This window comes from Pseudoalteromonas sp. H103, assembly GCF_001469205.1.
Lineage (GTDB): Bacteria > Pseudomonadota > Gammaproteobacteria > Enterobacterales > Alteromonadaceae > Pseudoalteromonas > Pseudoalteromonas carrageenovora.
The window spans coordinates 61,516-78,935 of the sequence record NZ_LOFG01000002.1; the positions used below are offsets into that span (position 1 = coordinate 61,516).

The 17,420-nt window shown below is 40.4% G+C and carries 16 protein-coding genes; all 16 read right to left on the reverse strand.

What is annotated here, in order from left to right; all coding sequences use genetic code 11:
* Window position 1: 1 nt before the first annotated feature.
* Window positions 2-571, reverse strand: a complete 570-nt coding sequence (locus ATS74_RS03525) for a Maf family protein (protein WP_058547574.1) — start codon at window positions 569-571, stop codon at window positions 2-4.
* Window positions 571-1,050 (reverse strand): rod shape-determining protein MreD, encoded by a 480-nt coding sequence (gene mreD, locus ATS74_RS03530; protein ID WP_002958403.1) that lies wholly within the window; start codon window positions 1,048-1,050, stop codon window positions 571-573. Before mreD ends, ATS74_RS03525 begins: the two co-directional genes overlap by 1 nt.
* A complete protein-coding gene (gene mreC / locus ATS74_RS03535) occupies window positions 1,043-1,885 on the reverse strand; it encodes a rod shape-determining protein MreC (RefSeq protein WP_171038414.1) in 843 nt (280 codons plus the stop codon). Before mreC ends, mreD begins: the two co-directional genes overlap by 8 nt.
* Window positions 1,885-2,928, reverse strand: coding sequence for a rod shape-determining protein (locus ATS74_RS03540; RefSeq protein ID WP_002958401.1), 1,044 nt, complete (start codon window positions 2,926-2,928; stop codon window positions 1,885-1,887). The genes mreC and ATS74_RS03540 overlap by 1 nt, the downstream gene beginning before the upstream one ends.
* A 135-nt stretch (window positions 2,929-3,063) precedes the next feature.
* Entirely contained in the window at window positions 3,064-5,112 is a 2,049-nt protein-coding gene (locus ATS74_RS03545) for an SUMF1/EgtB/PvdO family nonheme iron enzyme (RefSeq protein WP_058547575.1), read from the reverse strand.
* A gap of 121 nt (window positions 5,113-5,233) precedes the next feature.
* Window positions 5,234-8,974 (reverse strand): H-type lectin domain-containing protein, encoded by a 3,741-nt coding sequence (locus ATS74_RS03550; RefSeq protein WP_058547576.1) that lies wholly within the window; start codon window positions 8,972-8,974, stop codon window positions 5,234-5,236.
* Window positions 8,971-9,462 carry a hypothetical protein gene (locus ATS74_RS03555; protein ID WP_058547577.1) on the reverse strand — a complete coding sequence of 164 codons (492 nt, stop codon included), beginning with the start codon at window positions 9,460-9,462 and terminating at the stop codon, window positions 8,971-8,973. Before ATS74_RS03555 ends, ATS74_RS03550 begins: the two co-directional genes overlap by 4 nt.
* Window positions 9,452-10,294, reverse strand: a complete 843-nt coding sequence (locus ATS74_RS03560) for a PulJ/GspJ family protein (protein WP_058547578.1) — start codon at window positions 10,292-10,294, stop codon at window positions 9,452-9,454. Before ATS74_RS03560 ends, ATS74_RS03555 begins: the two co-directional genes overlap by 11 nt.
* Complete coding sequence (locus tag ATS74_RS03565; protein ID WP_058547579.1) at window positions 10,294-10,833, reverse strand: type IV pilus modification PilV family protein; 540 nt, start codon at window positions 10,831-10,833, stop codon at window positions 10,294-10,296. The genes ATS74_RS03560 and ATS74_RS03565 overlap by 1 nt, the downstream gene beginning before the upstream one ends.
* Window positions 10,820-11,311 carry a type II secretion system protein gene (locus ATS74_RS03570; RefSeq protein ID WP_058547580.1) on the reverse strand — a complete coding sequence of 164 codons (492 nt, stop codon included), beginning with the start codon at window positions 11,309-11,311 and terminating at the stop codon, window positions 10,820-10,822. The genes ATS74_RS03565 and ATS74_RS03570 overlap by 14 nt, the downstream gene beginning before the upstream one ends.
* 9 nt (window positions 11,312-11,320) lie before the next feature.
* Entirely contained in the window at window positions 11,321-11,851 is a 531-nt protein-coding gene (locus ATS74_RS03575) for a prepilin-type N-terminal cleavage/methylation domain-containing protein (RefSeq protein ID WP_058547581.1), read from the reverse strand.
* A 13-nt stretch (window positions 11,852-11,864) separates the two neighbouring features.
* Window positions 11,865-12,455, reverse strand: a complete 591-nt coding sequence (locus tag ATS74_RS03580; protein WP_152996104.1) for a prepilin-type N-terminal cleavage/methylation domain-containing protein — start codon at window positions 12,453-12,455, stop codon at window positions 11,865-11,867.
* A 4-nt stretch (window positions 12,456-12,459) separates the two neighbouring features.
* Window positions 12,460-13,680 carry a type II secretion system F family protein gene (locus ATS74_RS03585; RefSeq protein WP_058547583.1) on the reverse strand — a complete coding sequence of 407 codons (1,221 nt, stop codon included), beginning with the start codon at window positions 13,678-13,680 and terminating at the stop codon, window positions 12,460-12,462.
* The gene (locus ATS74_RS03590) at window positions 13,667-15,394 is read right to left on the reverse strand and encodes a GspE/PulE family protein (RefSeq protein ID WP_058547584.1); all 1,728 of its coding nucleotides are present in this window, start codon (window positions 15,392-15,394) and stop codon (window positions 13,667-13,669) included. Before ATS74_RS03590 ends, ATS74_RS03585 begins: the two co-directional genes overlap by 14 nt.
* On the reverse strand, window positions 15,391-16,521 hold the full coding sequence (locus tag ATS74_RS03595) for a tetratricopeptide repeat protein (protein WP_058547672.1): 1,131 nt from the start codon (window positions 16,519-16,521) through the stop codon (window positions 15,391-15,393). Before ATS74_RS03595 ends, ATS74_RS03590 begins: the two co-directional genes overlap by 4 nt.
* Window positions 16,518-17,420 carry an ExeA family protein gene (locus ATS74_RS03600; protein WP_058547585.1) on the reverse strand — a complete coding sequence of 301 codons (903 nt, stop codon included), beginning with the start codon at window positions 17,418-17,420 and terminating at the stop codon, window positions 16,518-16,520. The genes ATS74_RS03595 and ATS74_RS03600 overlap by 4 nt, the downstream gene beginning before the upstream one ends.

Here is a 17,420-nt window from a genome sequence, read left to right on the forward strand (position 1 = left end):
GCTACCTTCTTAAGAATGCTTGTAATAATTGTTCGGTCTCGTATAAAGGTAAGCCTACTACGGCAAAATAGCTACCCGCAATGTGAGTTACAAAGCGACCACCTAACCCTTGGATGCCATAGCCACCGGCTTTATCTTGTGGCTCTTTTGACTCCCAATAGTCATTTATCTCTTGATCGGTTAATGTTTTAAAGGTTACATCGGTACTTACTACGCAGCTAACGACGTCAGTTTCACTAGCAAATGCAACAGCAGTTAACACCTGATGTGTATTACCTGAAAGGCGTTTTAAAGTGGCTGTAAAATCGTCTTTATCGCGTGGTTTACCAAGTGACTGATTATCGATAACAACCACTGTATCACTGCCTAGTACTGGGCGGTCGGTATAACCAAGTGCAACCCCACTTTGCGCCTTTAACCTTGCTAAGCGTTCAACAAGGGCTCTAGGTTGTTCGTTTGGTAATGGACTTTCATCGGCATCAACACTAAATTGTGTAAACTCGATACCTAACTGACTTAATAATTCTTTACGACGTGGGGAGGCTGATGCCAAATATACTGCACAAGTCATTACCTGATCCTAAAGTGTCTACGATATTTGCGAAGTAGTAAAAATACCCAAAACCAACTCACCATACCGGTTGCTACTGGCCATAAATACTGAGGATTAAAATAAACCCCTAACAAAAAGTGATTTAGCCAAAACTGCATTAAATGATACAGCGTTAAAAATAGACCAATCAGTAAGCTTTGTTGCCAAAGCGAGAAGTTACGAATTTTTTGAAAGTTACTCGCGGTAACAAATATACATACTGAGAATGTGAGCGAGTTTACGCCAAGCGGAGAACCCGACGCTAAATCTATGAGTAAGCCAACAACCCAAGCTGTGCCTATATTTAATCTGTGCGGTACAGCCAGTGACCAATACATAAGCACAAGTAAAACCCAGTCGGGTCTAAATGGTTCAAATGAAAATGGCAGTGGCATTAATGCCATTATTAAAGCAAAAAAGATGCTCAGTGCAATTAACAATGAATAACGGTTAATCATCGTTGATTTGCTCCTGTTGATTACGCCATAAAATAACAAGCAATCGAATACGGTCTAGCTGCGCTATAGGCTCTGCAAATACTTGCGCAAATGGGCGTCCTTCATCACGGTTTATTTCAGTGACTACCGCTACAGGGTAACCCTCTGGGAAGGTTCCGCCTAAGCCTGATGTAACAAGTACATCACCAATTCGTACATCTAAACTGTGCGGCACATGAGAAAGCTTGACGACGTTAATTTTACCTATGCCTTCAACCACGGTACGTACATCATTTCGTAAGATGCGAACAGGTGTTGCATGTGTTGTGTCGGTCATCAGTAAAACGCGTGACGTAGTTGACCCCACCTTAGTAAGCTGCCCCACTACACCCATTTCGTCAATTACAGCTTGCCCTTCACTGAGCCCATCAGTAGTACCACGATTAATAACAACCTGATGACTATAAGGGTTTGAATGTACCGAGAGTACTTGAGCAATAATTTTACGATTAGATTGCTTAGCCGATGAGCCTAACAAAGCACGTAGCTTTTGATTTTCTCTCGCTAAAAATTGGTACTGCTGCAATTGCTCGCTTTGAAGCATTTGCTTTTTTTTCAGCGCTTCATTTTCGGTAAGGAGTTGGTCGCGTGTGTGCAGGCTTTTAGCACCTAAGCTAAATAATTCGTAGGGTAAATTAGCAACGTAAATTAGAGGGCTTACAAGAGTATTAAGACTAGTACGGACAACCGTACCACCTTGTGTATATTTGTCTCCTGCTATGAGTACGATACTCAAAAGCACTGCGACAAAAAGTCGCAGTTGCAAAGAGACTGTGCGTCCAAACATTAATTTCATTAGTCGTAACTAAAAACATCACCACCATGAACATCGATCATCTCAAGTGCTTTACCACCACCGCGTGCTACGCAAGTAAGTGGATCGTCAGCAACAACAACCGGAATACCCGTTTCTTCCATTAATAAACGGTCTAAATCTTTTAATAATGCGCCACCGCCAGTAAGTACCATGCCATGTGCTGAAATATCAGAAGCAAGCTCTGGTGGCGACTGCTCTAGCGCAACCATTACCGCACTTACAATGCCCATTAATGGCTCTTGTAATGCTTCTAGTATCTCGTGAGAATTAAGCGTAAATGAGCGTGGAACACCTTCAGCAAGATTACGTCCGCGTACTTCAATTTCAATTGGTTCATCTGTTTTAAACGCAGAGCCAATTTGATGTTTAATATTTTCGGCTGTCGCTTCACCAATTAGGCTACCAAAGTTACGGCGCACATAATTAATAATTGCTTCGTCAAATTTATCACCACCAATACGTACTGATGATGAGTAAACAACACCGTTTAGTGAAATAATAGCAACTTCAGTTGTACCACCACCAATATCAACAACCATAGAGCCTGTTGCTTCAGATACAGGTAAGCCTGCGCCAATTGCCGCAGCCATAGGTTCTTCAATTAGATAAACTTCACGAGCGCCAGCTCCCATTGCAGATTCGCGTATTGCGCGTTTTTCTACCTGAGTAGCACCACAAGGCACACAAATGAGTACGCGCGGGCTTGGGCGCATAAAGTTGTTGTTGTGCACTTGCTTAATAAAGTGTTGTAACATTTTTTCTGTTACATAAAAGTCGGCAATTACGCCGTCTTTCATTGGGCGGATTGCTTTTATATTACCCGGCGTACGACCTAGCATTTGTTTTGCTTCTGTACCTACAGATGCAACACTTTTAGGTCCACCAGCTCGCTCTTGGCGAATAGCAACAACTGAAGGTTCGTTTAAAACAATACCTTCTTCTTTAACATAAATGAGGGTATTGGCTGTACCCAAGTCGATCGATAGATCGTTAGAAAAAATACCACGGAGTTTTTTAAACATGAGGCTGGATGACCTTTGAAATACGTTCTTATATTAGCTGCCTCACTTTAACATGCTTAAATAGATGAGCAATATAAAGCGCAGCTGCCTTTGTAAATTTGTGAAAAAAGGAAGCAAAGCTTCCTTATTGAGTTTTTATCGTTCGCGAACTAAGCGAAAACCAATGTAGTTAGATCTAAAGTCAGGCGCTAAAATTAAACGCGTAGATGCACGTGCAAGACTTGGTGCAAAGTTCCACGCTCCGCCTCTTACCGCTACATCCGACTCACCAGATTCTTTGTTAGTCCATTCCCATACATTGCCTACGGTATCGTATAATCCAAATGCATTAGGAGAAAAAGACCCTACCGGTGCTGCGCGTCTGTTTGACCATTCACTACCACACCAACCACAGTTTGCTAAGTTTTTACCAATTTCGTTACCCCAAGGGTATTCTGTTTCAGTTCCTGCGCGTGCTGCATATTCCCACTCAACTTCATTTGGTAAACGAAACTGTTGGCCTGTTTGACCTGATAACCACTCAGCATATGCTTTAGCATCGTTATAAGTTAAACATACAGCCGGAAAATCGCTGCCTTGCTCAAAACCTGGGTTGCGCCAGTTTAAATTAGCTTCCCATACTGGTTCGCCATTTAAATAATACGCACACCCTTTATTTTGCTCTGCTTGCGTTTTATAACCAGTATTAGCTACAAATTTTTCGTAGGCTCCTACGGTTACTTCTTTGCTTTGCATAGCAAAAGAACTCGCTATTACTTTTTCAATTACAGGGCGTTCATTGGCTAAACCATTGCCATTTATGTCGCCCATTTTAAATTTGCCCGCAGGAATAACTACTATAGGCGTTTTTACGTTTGTATTGAGTACATTAACGTTTTCACTAACCTGACGAGTTTTAACTTCTGGTTGCTCACGAGTGTAGGTCGGTGCAGCAATCGACTCAGGCTTTTTTACTAAATTTGCATGGATTGTTTGTGCTTTATTAAGATCCACGCGTACCTGAAACGGTTTATAGCCCAGCTTACGTACTTCAACGTTATGCACACCGCGAGGTAAACGCGTAATTAAACGTGTAGAACCAAAGCTAACACCGTCAATAAACACTTCGTCATCATATACATTAGAACGTAATGTTAGCTCTACTGTTTGATCCTGCTTTTTGTTAGTAATGCTAGGGTAATCTCTTTTTACCGACGCAGATTTAACTGAATAATCGAGCACTGGTTGTTCATTTAAACGAGAAACCGAAACTGTGCTGGCATTATCCTTGGTATTACTGAATGTTAACTGACTATCGGTAAATGTTGTGCCATAAGCTGGTTGGTAAGCTGCTGAAAGCGGCGTGCCGTATTCAGAGCAATAACGGTTATCAATACTTAATAAGCTACATAAACGGCTACTGTTTACTTCGCCGCGCATAGTAACGCTTAAATTAACGTTATAATTACCTTGTCCGCTAAAGGCACTATTTACTACATGGCTACTTAAAATTTGCACTTGAGCGCCGGCTAAGTTGCGTTTTGGCTCAACAATGCGCTCTTCTGTTAAGTTTGCAAATATTTGATCTACAAAGCGCTTAGTTGCTTTTTGTAAGCCCATTTGCTGACCACGTTGCTCACATGCCGCAAGTGTTTCGGTGCGCTTACAGTTAATAGTGTGGTTAACTTCAAGTGTGCCTTCACGCGTAAACTCGTTGCGTAAGCGCTCTACTCGAGCTGTAGTTAACTGCTCTTTTAAGCTCTCTAGCGTATTTAAAAGCGTGTGTTTAGCCACGCGGATTTGTTCGATGTCTTTACGGTGGGATGCAATTGCCGCCAACTGCATAGAAATATCATCTTTGTTTTGCTTATGATCAACCACAGCTTTTTGATAGCGCGATTGTGCTGCACTAATATCTATAGTTGGATCATCAATTAAACGACGGTACATTTCGTTCATCGCATCGAGCGCTTGGTTTTTTTCTTTATCTAGCTCTGTAGAACGAGAACGAAGTAGCTCTAATTGATTTTGTAACTGACTTTCTTCTTTAAGATGTTTTTCAAGTATTCTTGTCGAGTTATCGTATTCTGTCTGTTTAACACTAATCTCTGACTCAATTCCAGTTACTGTAGCAGTGTCTTGTGCAAATGCACTACTAGCTAACAAACTAGCTGAAATTAACAGAGATAAAGGAGTAATTCGCATATATTCCAGTCCCAAAAAGCGGCAATTATTTGGTCGTTATTATTTTTTATAATTAAAGCCTTATGCTATGTACTTGCAGCACAAAACACAAGCTTTGTTCAATTATTATCTTAGTTTACAACTATTCGCGTGTTTCACGCCAGTAAATAACCCGATCATTTCCTCTAAAGCGACCAAATTGTAAAATAGCGTGAGGATTAAGTTGTGTGCCATCCCCTTGCCAATCCCATTTTAGCCAATCGTAAGTATTATATTCTAAGGTAAACTCCCCTAAACCATTAGGCTGCGCATAAATACCATTATTTGCAGGATAACTGCCCGACTCTAATTGCCCAGCGCCCCCTGCGCCATATTCATAACTCAGTTGCGGGCTCGAAGGTGATACTTGCGTAATTTGGGGATGCTCGAACACACTGCAATTATCATCGGCATTATTAACAAACCCACTGCCATTGTAATATTGCGCTTGCATGGGAATAAGTAATGGATCTAAATCTGAGCCTGCATTGTTACCTAATACTAAACGGCCAAACCTAAACTGTATTGGCAGCGTATTTAACGTCAAAGAATCACAATCAGTTGTACACGCTGCTTGTGTGTTTGGCTTTTCGTTAGCATCGACAAGCATCGCCCCCTCAATATTAGTAACTGTTGCCATTAAACTGACCATGGCAAATGGCCCATCTGGTTGTCCTACTCCTAATCTTTCAAGTGTGGTGTTGGGTTCGCTCATTTGCCACTGGCCGTCGCCTATATCTCCCCAGTTGTTATTACCTAGGTGTACAAGTCGGCTAGTAAAACTCGTTGCAGGTATATAATTACCGGCCTCGTTATTTTCAGCGTTGACGGATACTAAGGATTTATCAAACCCATCACGGTAATTTGCCATTAACTGATTATTTTGGTTTTGAGCCTGTACTGTAAAGCTAAGCTCAAAAGGTTGCTCAAGGTAAGTTAAGTTACTGCCATAGCGCGTACATTGCGCAGCGGCTTGTATTCCTAATATTTGAAACTGTGAAGGTGCAAAGCGACCTACATTATACAGCGCCCCTTTTACATCACCAGCCCCAAAGTAATCTGCATCTTGCAATCCGGCAATTAAATCAACAATACCCACTTGGTCGTAATTATACTGCGATACAGATTCGCTTAAGTCCCCTGTATCACTAAAGGAAACATTACTCATAGCTTCAAGCGTACCTGATACACCTGATAAAGGGGCTTTTATTGTTGCCGCTACTAACGGTTGCTCTGTGATAAAGTGTTTAGCAATAGGATTACTATTAATGTTGCTGTAGTTATCCGGGTAGCCATCGTTATTAGTGTCTTGCCCTGAGAGCCATTGCACAGCATTCATTTTTAAGTTAAATGCTTCACCAGTTAGTCTAAACAAACTGCCATTAGCATCTGTTGCATAACCATCGTTTTCAACACTCATTGCGAGTCCAAATGGTTTAACAACATATTCATTAGAGCTACCTGTTAAATTAACCGATAAATTAGTTACGGGATCTAATATTAAATTGGTTTTTACATTTAGGCTGAGTTTACCTGCATCAGGATAATTAATAATAATGGGCGCTTTAGAATCATTATCAAAATTTATAGTAAAAGTCTGGTATGCCTGCTCAACACTATAGTCATTATTGTTATTGCTCAATACAATAGGGTCAGTGCAGCTCGCCCCTGCACTGCATGTATAGGCTAAATCTAAGTTTACATCACCGCCCGCAGGAAAAGCAGCTTCACATACGCCGGTAGTAGTATTTGTTTTAACTGCCTGGATTGAGAGCCCTTTAGCGTTAAAGCCAGTGTTCGAAGGTTTAGCTGATAACTGAGTAGGTATAGTTGTGTTGCCATCGGTTTCGTTATTAAAAATAAACCCTGCATCTGAAAACGTAACATTACAGCCACTAAGCCCAACATTATTACCTGCAATATAACAGCGAAGCGGTGCTGAAGGGTCTGCGGTGTTATAGCCAAAAGTGACGCTCCCGGTTGTGCGCTTGGCAAACTCAACACTTGTTGAGCCTGTAAAATTAATATTCTCTCCCGTAACCCAGCTCTGCTGTCCGCTATTATCTGGCGATAAGTTCAAACTAGACGGTTCATCAAACAATAAATCACACGCATCGTTTGCACAGGCAGTAAGTGTCATTTCTTTTGCTTCACACGTTAAGCCCGTATTATCACTCATAGATAAGCGATAGTGATCGAGAGTCACAGGTTTATAAATACCACAAAAACCAGGAATGCTTTCGGGTACTGTTATTGCGTCAAATGTTGAACTGCCTTCGGTAATCACTTGTATTGCTGATGTAATAGAGCCTTGATATGAAACGTTTTGCGCTATTCTTACCTCTCCTGTGGCAACAATATACGCTGAAATATTAGCATCTGCGGCAATAGCTATGGCACCATCAACGTATATTGCTAAGTATGCGCCTGTTTCTACTTCTATATTTGTTCTACCAATATTTAAAAACGATGTGGAAATGAGTGATGTTGTGTCTTTTAAAAAAATCCGTGTAGGGGCGGTTACTTTATATTGTGTTTCGAGCATGCTCAATTGCAGCTCATCGTAAAAATAATCCCCTGCAAGCGACGTAGGGATAGGGCCTGTTGAGCTACCATCGTTTGTAACTGTTGGTACCTGCGCAGCTTGGTTTGCCTCTAAAGAGTTATAGCCACTTGCAACACAGCCTTGTCCGTTACACAAAGGAGGGTTTGTAAGTGCTGTAGAAATTAAATTGGTCGTAGTTACAAACTGAGCATTACCATCTGTTATTTCAACACCTTGAACAAGCTGTACTTCACCATTATTGTAAGTGGATATAGCCCCTGGAAATAATGTATCGCAATCTAAAATGTCACCATTAAATACAAAGGTACTGGTCATTGCGAGAATAGACGCTTCTTCTTTTACGTGATTTCGCTCGTTATCGCCATCACGGTCTTCATCAACAACAAGCCCTAGCCTGTCGGTTCGTAAGTTACAGCTGCGTAGCCAACCACCGTCGTCCTCTAAACGCGAGTTTTTACTGGCAACCACTAAAGGTGCAACACTAAAGTCATTAGTAAAGCTAAAGTAATTACAGCCGTTGCTCCAGCCATCGACTTCAAAGCCGGTAAAAAATGTTTCCCACGATACCTCAATGCCATTATCGTCGCTAAACGTTCGATTACTTCCAGGTTCTACTGCCATATAAGCAATCGTTTCATTTTTTATTATGCCAAGCGCGGTTTCTGATGCTTCAAGTGCTACATTTACACCACTGGTTGATAAAGAACCACTTTCTACTGCAATGGTTAAAAACGGAATTAATGCCTGAGAAGGTGGATTACTATCAATACTATTAAGCGTTTGCAAAGAATGAAAAAAGTTTGGCCTTTGAGTAAATGGCTCTGCAAACACTAACGACTTATAACCTTTAGGAGTCAAAGGGGAGAAACCTGATTTAGAGCCATATTGTAATTCTAGCTGCAGATCAGTACTCCCGACTTCCATGACTGTTCCATCAGGAAACACATGCACACCATATTCAACGGCTAAGTAGTGCGCGCCCATACTAATATGCCCCCCATCCTCCCCTGAGGGTTCAAGCGGTAGTGCCTCAAAGCCTGTTGTGGTTATATTACGTATTCTTATTATTGCAGGGTTTCCGCCTTGGTTTGTTGAAAGCATAAATACAGCTGGAGGCGTGATGTATTGTTGCTGAAAGTTTATTTTTGTCCAAATAGGCGACGTATACGTGTTTTGTAGCTCTATATAGCGTCCTTCTATTTTAGGGGGGACAGCGTATGCGTAATTACAAAGTAATAAACAGCTAAAAATAAAAATTATTAAGACATTTTTTATCATGGTAACGTTTTAGCCTCTACGCTTAGCGTTCTTTGCGTTTGCCAATAATCTTTTCTACAACTATTCCCAACGGGGCAATTTGTTGCAGCGCATGTTGCGCTGCTTTGTAAGTAATATATATTCACAAGCCCGTTAGTTGTGCTGCTATCAGGTAAATCTATATATTCTTCACAGCTAAGAGTGACCGTGCAATAAGCTAAATATTTAGTTTCAAAGGTTAAGTTTGATGTTACCGATGCGCAATTTTGTGCAGGGCTGTCGTCTACAGGGAATAACTGCGTTAAACCGCTTTCGATTCCACTTTGTGCTGCCATATATGCCCGCGCGCCATAGTATTCAATTGTATTTTGCTGCGACGCCCCCGAAAGCACTTTTACAAGCGCTAAGCCTAGAGCCAATAAAACTACAATAATAACTAAAGAAACAATAATTAAATTACCTCTTTGCTTTGCTAACGAGCACGTACCGTGTGGTTTTTTAAGGGACATTAGGAATATGTACCTCATGATTAAAATTCATAACTTCGGTTTCGTTAAACTGCATTTGTGCATTTATGTTAAGTACTGAATTTCTTTGCAGTGAAATAGAATCAAGGGTAAAAAACAATTCAGAGGCTAAGTTATTTGCAATATAAATCCCGAGTAAATCTCGTTTTACGCCTGATGATACTTGTAAGCCTACGGCATTTAATTGAGTAGCACTAAAGCCGTAATCGCTATACCGATATAAATACTGCCCTTCAATACAAAAACTAACTGGCGTGCTGAGTAAGTAAAGGCGTTTACTTGGCGACTCCTGTGCAAATGCTTTATCAAATTGCCATTCGTCAATTGCACTCGTTGCCGAGCTATAAAATGCAGATACCTGTAAACGCTTATTATTGTTTTCGTCGTATATGTCCCCGCTATTTAATGGGTAAATTGTTGCCCAACTTCCCGCTTGCGGCTGCGTTAAATTATTAAGTTCAAAATCAACAGCGCTAATATTAAAAGGCGCTACAGTGGGTAAATAATTAGTGTAATGAGTAGCCGATAAAAACGGCGTAAACTCTAAACACTGTTGAGCACTACACGCACCACGGGTGTTATTATCACAAGAGAGCCTAAGTGAGTTTGGCGTAGCATGGCGTAGCTCCTTACTTATACGTGTAATTACAAAACGAGCCTGCGCCACAGCCTCTTGCCGCTCTATACCTTGTGAATAAATGCTGACACCTGCACCAATGAATGAAAATGCACTTACCGCTAAAATACCTATTATCACCATAACAAGTAATAGCTCTATAAGCGTAAATGCATATTGATACTTAGCTGTTTGCATTAATAATTTCCTTTATATGCACTAAATCCATAAACCTCACCTTGAGATGAGGTTACTTCAATCGTAATTCGCTTAAAGGTGGTGCCATCGTTATTGGTTGAATCGTTAAAATCACTATCGTACTCAACAGCAATAACAACATTAAAGTCGCTATATGGTGCTAGCACCTCGCCTAAACTATTAGTAATCGGCTGATTAGAGAGCGCAATATAATCATCAACATCGTTGTAGCTGGTTCTGGTCTCTGAGTTATCTGCCCCTAGCTCAGCAGGTGCGGTACACGCTTGTGCACCCACTAATATTTCACCACAGCGCCTAAAAGGGGGGCTTCTATCGCTGTGTTCATCAAATGATTTACTTTGAATTTCGTTCATCAGAGACTGGCCTAGCTCTGAAGCCCTTAAAGCGGTAATGGGCTCTGCACTTTTTTGTGCCTGAGGGGCAATTAACGCTGTAATAATGCTAAGTGTAATAGCAAGCATGACTATACCTATAATCAGCTCTATTAATGTAAAGCCTTTAGCTTTAAGGGCATGCATAAATAAGCCCTTCGCCGCTTATACATATTGCAGCTAAGCCAACATCAATTTTGCACTGTGATGCGCAATTTTGATCAGCACGACCTAGCGGATCAAAGCTAATTTCAGTAAAGGTATTTGCGTTACTATCTAAAGCATTAAAAGTGATATCGCTGCGCTGCGTATTTATTTGAACAACTAAGTGTTCGTTATTATTAGCATCTGCGCTACCGGTACATGTATCTGGTGTGGGAGGTGCTATAAGGGTGGGAGTAATATAGAGCTTATGGCAACTGCTTAAAGCGGTATTTTGCATTGCACGTAATTGCACTGTTCTAAGCGCATTTAAAGCACTATCTCGATATGAATATGCATCTTCTGTTGAGCTTCCCAGAAATTTGGGAACTGCCGTTACCGACAGTATTCCCAATATCACTAGAGTAATAATTAACTCAATGAGTGTGAAGCCACGCAACCGTTGCTTACTACTGCTTTTCATTTAGTTTAATTAACAGCCTGTAGTTACAAGAGTAATGGTAGGTGGAGTTACTTTAACTGGCGCTGTTCCTGAATTGGCATCTGCCGCTTGCGTGTACTCAATACGGCAGTCATCTGTTTGTACATAACTATTTGGGAAAATAATTGCTTTATCATCAGCAGCCACTTCTACAAGGTTAAAATCTGCTGAATCATCAGCTGCAAAATCTACATCCAAAAAGGCTTCAAATGCAGCCAGTGTAGCTGCCGGGTAGCCATATACAGTAGGAACTGCATCACCCGTATCTACAGTCACCGTTGCCGTTGCCTTTTTGTGATCACTCGCAATAATAGATTTACCATTTACGATATTCATACCACTGCGAATAGAACCTTGTAAACCCTCAAGTGTTGAAGCATTTGCGTCACCCTGTAAATTTAAAAAACGAGGTGCAGCGGTAACTGCTAAAATGCCTAAAATAACGATTACAATAATCAATTCTACAAGCGTAAAACCTGCTTGTTTATTTAGTGGTAAGTTGTTTAATGATTGCGTTTTCATAAGTAAGCCTCTTTTAATTACTCAATTTAAATACTTTTACTTTACCTGTTTTGGGAAAGTATGAAAAACCAGCCAAACCAGGTACAACGGCACCATTGGTTGGTATATTTTTAGTATCAAGGGTGTTAGTTAAATAGTAGATGCATTGTGTATTTTTTGCATTGTACCTAACTAAAAAACTTACACTTTTTATTATTGATACTTCATTACTTAACGTACTACTGGGTGCGTCTTGTAAAATTACACGTAATACTTGGCGACACTTTTGTGCATTACTTGCCAGTGCGCGAGTATCTGTTTTTGTAGTTTCATCACTGGTTGGTGTGCCTTTAGTTCCATCTACACCAACTATTACTCCCCCATAATTTACAAAAGTAGTATTGAGCTTGCCGCTAGGCCGCCCCTCCAATTCCCATTGCCCTTTAACCATACCAACAGCAGAAGCAAAACCACCAGCAACTGCATCTACGCTAGAGTTATACGCCTGATTTTTAATACCTAAATATTGAGGTATAGCGAAACTCATAATAATCGCGAGTAAAATAACAACTATCACCAACTCAAATAACGTAAAACCTTTTGAGTAAACTCTAGAAGCTATCACTTGCTTAATTACCTTTAATTGCCGACATCATGTTCCACATAGGCATAAATATACCCAGTGCTAAAATGAGCACCATAATGGCAACAAACACAGTTAATATAGGTTCTATTTTTGCGGTTAAACTACGCAGATCATAGTCAACTTCACGTTCATAATAATCCGCGGCCTCTTGCAGTAGCTCATCTACTCGGCCGGTTTCTTCACCTACGGCTACCATTTGTAGTACTAACTGAGAAAATAAAGTTGAGCTTTTTGATGCCCTAAGCAAACTATCGCCTTTTTCTATATCTTGGCGCATTGTTATAATTGCTTTTTCCATATAGCTGTTATCTACCGCATGTGCAGTGAGTGATAAGCCGGTTGTCATTGGAACCCCAGAGCGAAGTACCATAGCTAGGCTTTGGCTATAACGTGCAAGTAATGTGCGCTTTAAAATATGTCCAATAAAAGGAATTTTTAACTTGTGCTGATCCCACTTAAAACGACCTGCGGTGGTATTTAAATAATGACGAGCAGCTAATACAGCGCCAATTCCAAGTATTAATAGCAGCCACCAGTAATTAACAAAGAAATTGCTCGTGCCAATTAATATTTGTGTCATCAGAGGTAATTCAGCATCAAATTTTGCGAACATACTGGCAAAGGTAGGTATTACAAAAATATTTAAAATAACCATTGCGGCTACCAAGGCTAAAATAACAAACGTAGGGTATCGCATGGCGGCTTTTATTCGTTTGCGTGTTTCTTGCTCTTTTTCAAAATAAATAGCTAGCTGATAAAAAGCATCTTCTAATCTTCCTGAGCCTTCCCCTACCATTACCATCGACACTGTTAAACGGCTAAATACTTCATTGTGAATAGCCATAGCACTTGATAAATCACGCCCTTGCTCTAGCTGTTTAGTCACTTCTATTAGTACATTTTTAAACTGCTTGTTTTGTGTGGTGTCTGCCAGGCCCATCATCGCGCGAATAATAGGTATTCCCGCTTTAAGCAAAGAATACATCTGCCTGGAGAACATGATCATGTCATCGAGTGTTATTTTTTCGATAAATAAATTATCGAACATTTTAATATTATTTTTGGTTTCAATTTGAGTGATTGAAATAGGAATAAACTGGCGCCTCATTAAGCTATCAGCAACGCCAGCTTGGTTGTTAGCCTCAACCTGCCCTTTAACTAACGCCCCTTTGCTGTCTTTTGCTTTATAGCTATACAGTTGCATCAGCATCCCCTACAATTTCGGGGATGTATTCCGCTACTTTAAATACCTCATCTAAAGAAGTAATGCCTTGTTTAGCGTAATTTAATGCCATAGTTGAAAGTGGTGAAAAGTTTGCACTATTTTTAGCGGCTTTTGAAAACTCTTGAGTGTCATTTGCACGCAGCGCATCCATCATCGCATCATCCATTTCTAGCAATTCAAAAATACCTACACGCCCTTTATAACCACTATGATTACAGGCGGTACACCCCTGCCCCTTAGAAAAATGTGCATCAGCGATGTCTTCGCCTAGGTATTTTAGCCAGCTCAACTCTTGATGATCTGGTAGGTAAGGTACTTTGCAATCGTTACATACGCGTCTAACTAAGCGCTGAGCAATAATAGCCCGCAGTGAGCTTGCGACTAAATAAGCGGGGGCTCCCATATCAATCAAGCGCATTGCACTGGTTATCGCATCGTTTGTATGCAGTGTTGATAAAACTAAATGACCCGTAAGCGCGGCTCTTAAACCTATATCAACAGTTTCTTGATCTCGCATTTCGCCGACCATTATTATGTCGGGATCTTGCCTTAACGCCGTTCGTAAAATGCTCGCAAAGCTCAAACCAATTTTATTGTTAATTTGCACCTGGTTTATGCGGCCAATACGATATTCAACGGGATCTTCAACAGTAATAATTTTACTTTCTTGCTGATTTAGCTCGCTCAAGGCCCCATAAAGTGTGGTTGTTTTACCTGAGCCTGTTGGCCCAGTAACAAGTACCATCCCATGGGGGCGCTTAATAATACTGCGCACTCGCTTTAGTATATGTACAGGCATGCCTGTTTCATCTAACGATAGCAATCCAGCCGATTGGTCAAGCAATCGCATTACAACTGATTCGCCATGCTGCACAGGCATTGTTGATAAACGAACATCAACACTATGGCTACGTACTTTAATATTAAAGCGTCCGTCTTGCGGTAAGCGTTTCTCAGAAATATCCAAACCCGACATTAACTTTAAACGTAGCACTAATGCAGAGGCTATTTTTACTTGATTAAGGGTATGCTCTTGCAGAACGCCATCTACACGTTGACGTATTCTAAGTAAGCCTTCATCGGGTTCTATGTGTATATCTGAGGCGCGAACTTGAACAGCATCTTCAAAAATAGATTGCAGTAACTTAACAACTGTTGCGTCAGATGTTTCATCACCTAAAGAATTTAAATCAAACTCTTCTACGTCTTCATATTCTTCGTGAAGCTGCTCTGCAAAGTTTGTTATTTCATCGGTACGGCGATATACGTTGTCAAAGGCTGCTAATATTTGGCTTTCTTGCACTACCGCTAAATCAATTCGTTTAGGGGCAAGCATGGGCGCAAGTTGGTCAAGCCCTCTTAAATCAGCAGGGTCACTCATCCCCATTAAAACTGAGTCACCATTATCTTCAATAACTAAAGCCCGGTAACGTCGCGCGTACACTTCAGATAAAAGCTTTGATACATCGGGTGAAAGTTTACGCTGAGAGATATCTAAAAACGGGACTTGTAATTGCTGAGCTAAAAATCTAAGTAGTTGCGGCTCACGGATAAACCCCAGAGAAATAAGAGTGGCACCCAATTTACGACCCGATGACGCTTGCACATTAAGTGCTTGGCTTAGTTGCGCCTCGGTAATCATTTGTTCGTGAACAAGTAAATCCCCTAAACGCATTTTTAAACTCGGTCTCATACTGCCTCCTTGAGCGCAACTAAACGCTGTAATGCATGCTGGGTCATGGCTGTATTTAATCCGCCTAGGTCTAATGCCACTTTATAAAGTTGCTTTGCATCTAGGTACTCTCCTAATGCATCTTTAGAGGTAGCAAGTGCAAGCCACCATTTAGCTTGGCTTGGTTGCAATTGTGTAAGGTGCTTAAAGCTATTTAATGCTTGTTTATGTTGGCTAGCACTTTGTGCTGCAGTGCCTTGGAGCACCCAAAAATCAAGGTTCGCTTGGCTTTCAAATTCAGCACTTAACAATTGCAATACAACATCGTACTCACCTTGCATAATTAATATTTTGCTTAGCATTACGCGCCACTCAAGTACATTCGCATTTAAGGCAATACCTTCTTGTAATACGAGTTGAGCCGAATTTATATCTTGTTGCTTAAAGTAAGTACCTGCTAATAAGTTTCTTGCTTCTATATGCAAAGGAGACTTAATTAAAATTAAATTTAAATCACTTATTGCTTCATCATACAAACCAAACTGTATTGCCTGCTTAACCCCTGTTAATAGCTCAGCCTGTTTAACTTGATCTGATTTAACTACCGCTTCACTCTTCACCATTACATTTTTTTGCTGAGATTTTTTAGTCGGCTTTATAATATTATTACTAACGTTTTGTGTGTTTTTAACATTAGGGGCTTTAACTAAAACGTCATTCTCAGCTTTTTTAGCAAGGCCTTTAGCAATTACAGGTTGAGCTTGAACCTCGCTTTCTACAGTGAATTGCTCAACAGGTACTTGCTTAGTTTTAACCTTGCCCTGATTTTCAATAGGGATACTGCTTAACTGCTCATCATTAATTGCTGGATACACTATTGGTTTTTCTAAGGACTGCTTCTCAACTAACGCATCTGGTTTTGTACTAATATTTTTTGTTTGTTTAACAACTAGTGAGTGTGTTTCAGTGCTAGCGGGCAAAAATACATATGCGGCATAGATAACTAACAACATAATCACAACAACAATAACTTTAAAAGCAATGTTACGAATGTCATAAACGGGCTTAACTGTAATACCGTTTTCAATATTTAACTGCTTTGTTTCTCGTTGCTCAATGTTTTTGAGCATATTATTAATCACGCTCATAACCATTGCCTCCATATCCAAATGGCGGCAATAGCAAATACACTAATCGCTACAGCGCTGTAGCTCCAGTATTGGCCGGTGCGGTATTTAGCACAGTCTTCAGTATCTTTTATAGCAAGCTGAATATGTCGAGTAGTAATTTTATTTAACCCCTCTCCATACGCCTGCAATAATACTTTATGGCATAAAATATTTACCAAACGGGGTATACCACGGCTGGCTCGCGCTATCTTTAATCCCATATTATTACTAAACAATGGAGGCTGATTAAACCCAGCCACTTGCAGGCGATGGTTAATATAATAAATAACTTCAGCATCTGTCATTGCTCTTAATTTATAAGAAAAACTAATACGTTGGCGTAGCTGCCTTACTTTGTTATTTGCGAGTTTTTCATCAAGCTCTGGTTGCCCAAATAATACAACTTGAATTAGTTTTTCACTTTCAGTTTCTAAGTTTGTAAATAAACGCAGTGCTTCTAGTGTTTCCCAGCTTAAGCACTGCGCTTCATCAATTAATAACACTACTCGTTCGTTATCCTCTTGCAGGTCTAGCAAGTAGTGATTAATAAGTTGAGTTAACGCCTGCTGATCAAGCGCTTTATCTACATCCATACCAAGCTCAACGGCAATAGCCCAACGTAACTCTTCTGGGCTTAAATAAGAATTAGGTAAATAAGCCACTATGTAATCGGGCTCTAGTTGGTTTAATAATTTTCTACAAAGTAATGTTTTACCGGTTCCTACTTCTCCGGTTACTTTTATAAACCCCTCTCCCATATCAATGGCCGTTGTTAACACTTGCATGGCTTCATGATGCGGTTCTAGCGCACAAAAAAATTCGGTGTTAGGGGTCAACGTGAAAGGCATTTCACTTAAATTAAAAAAGTTTAAATACAT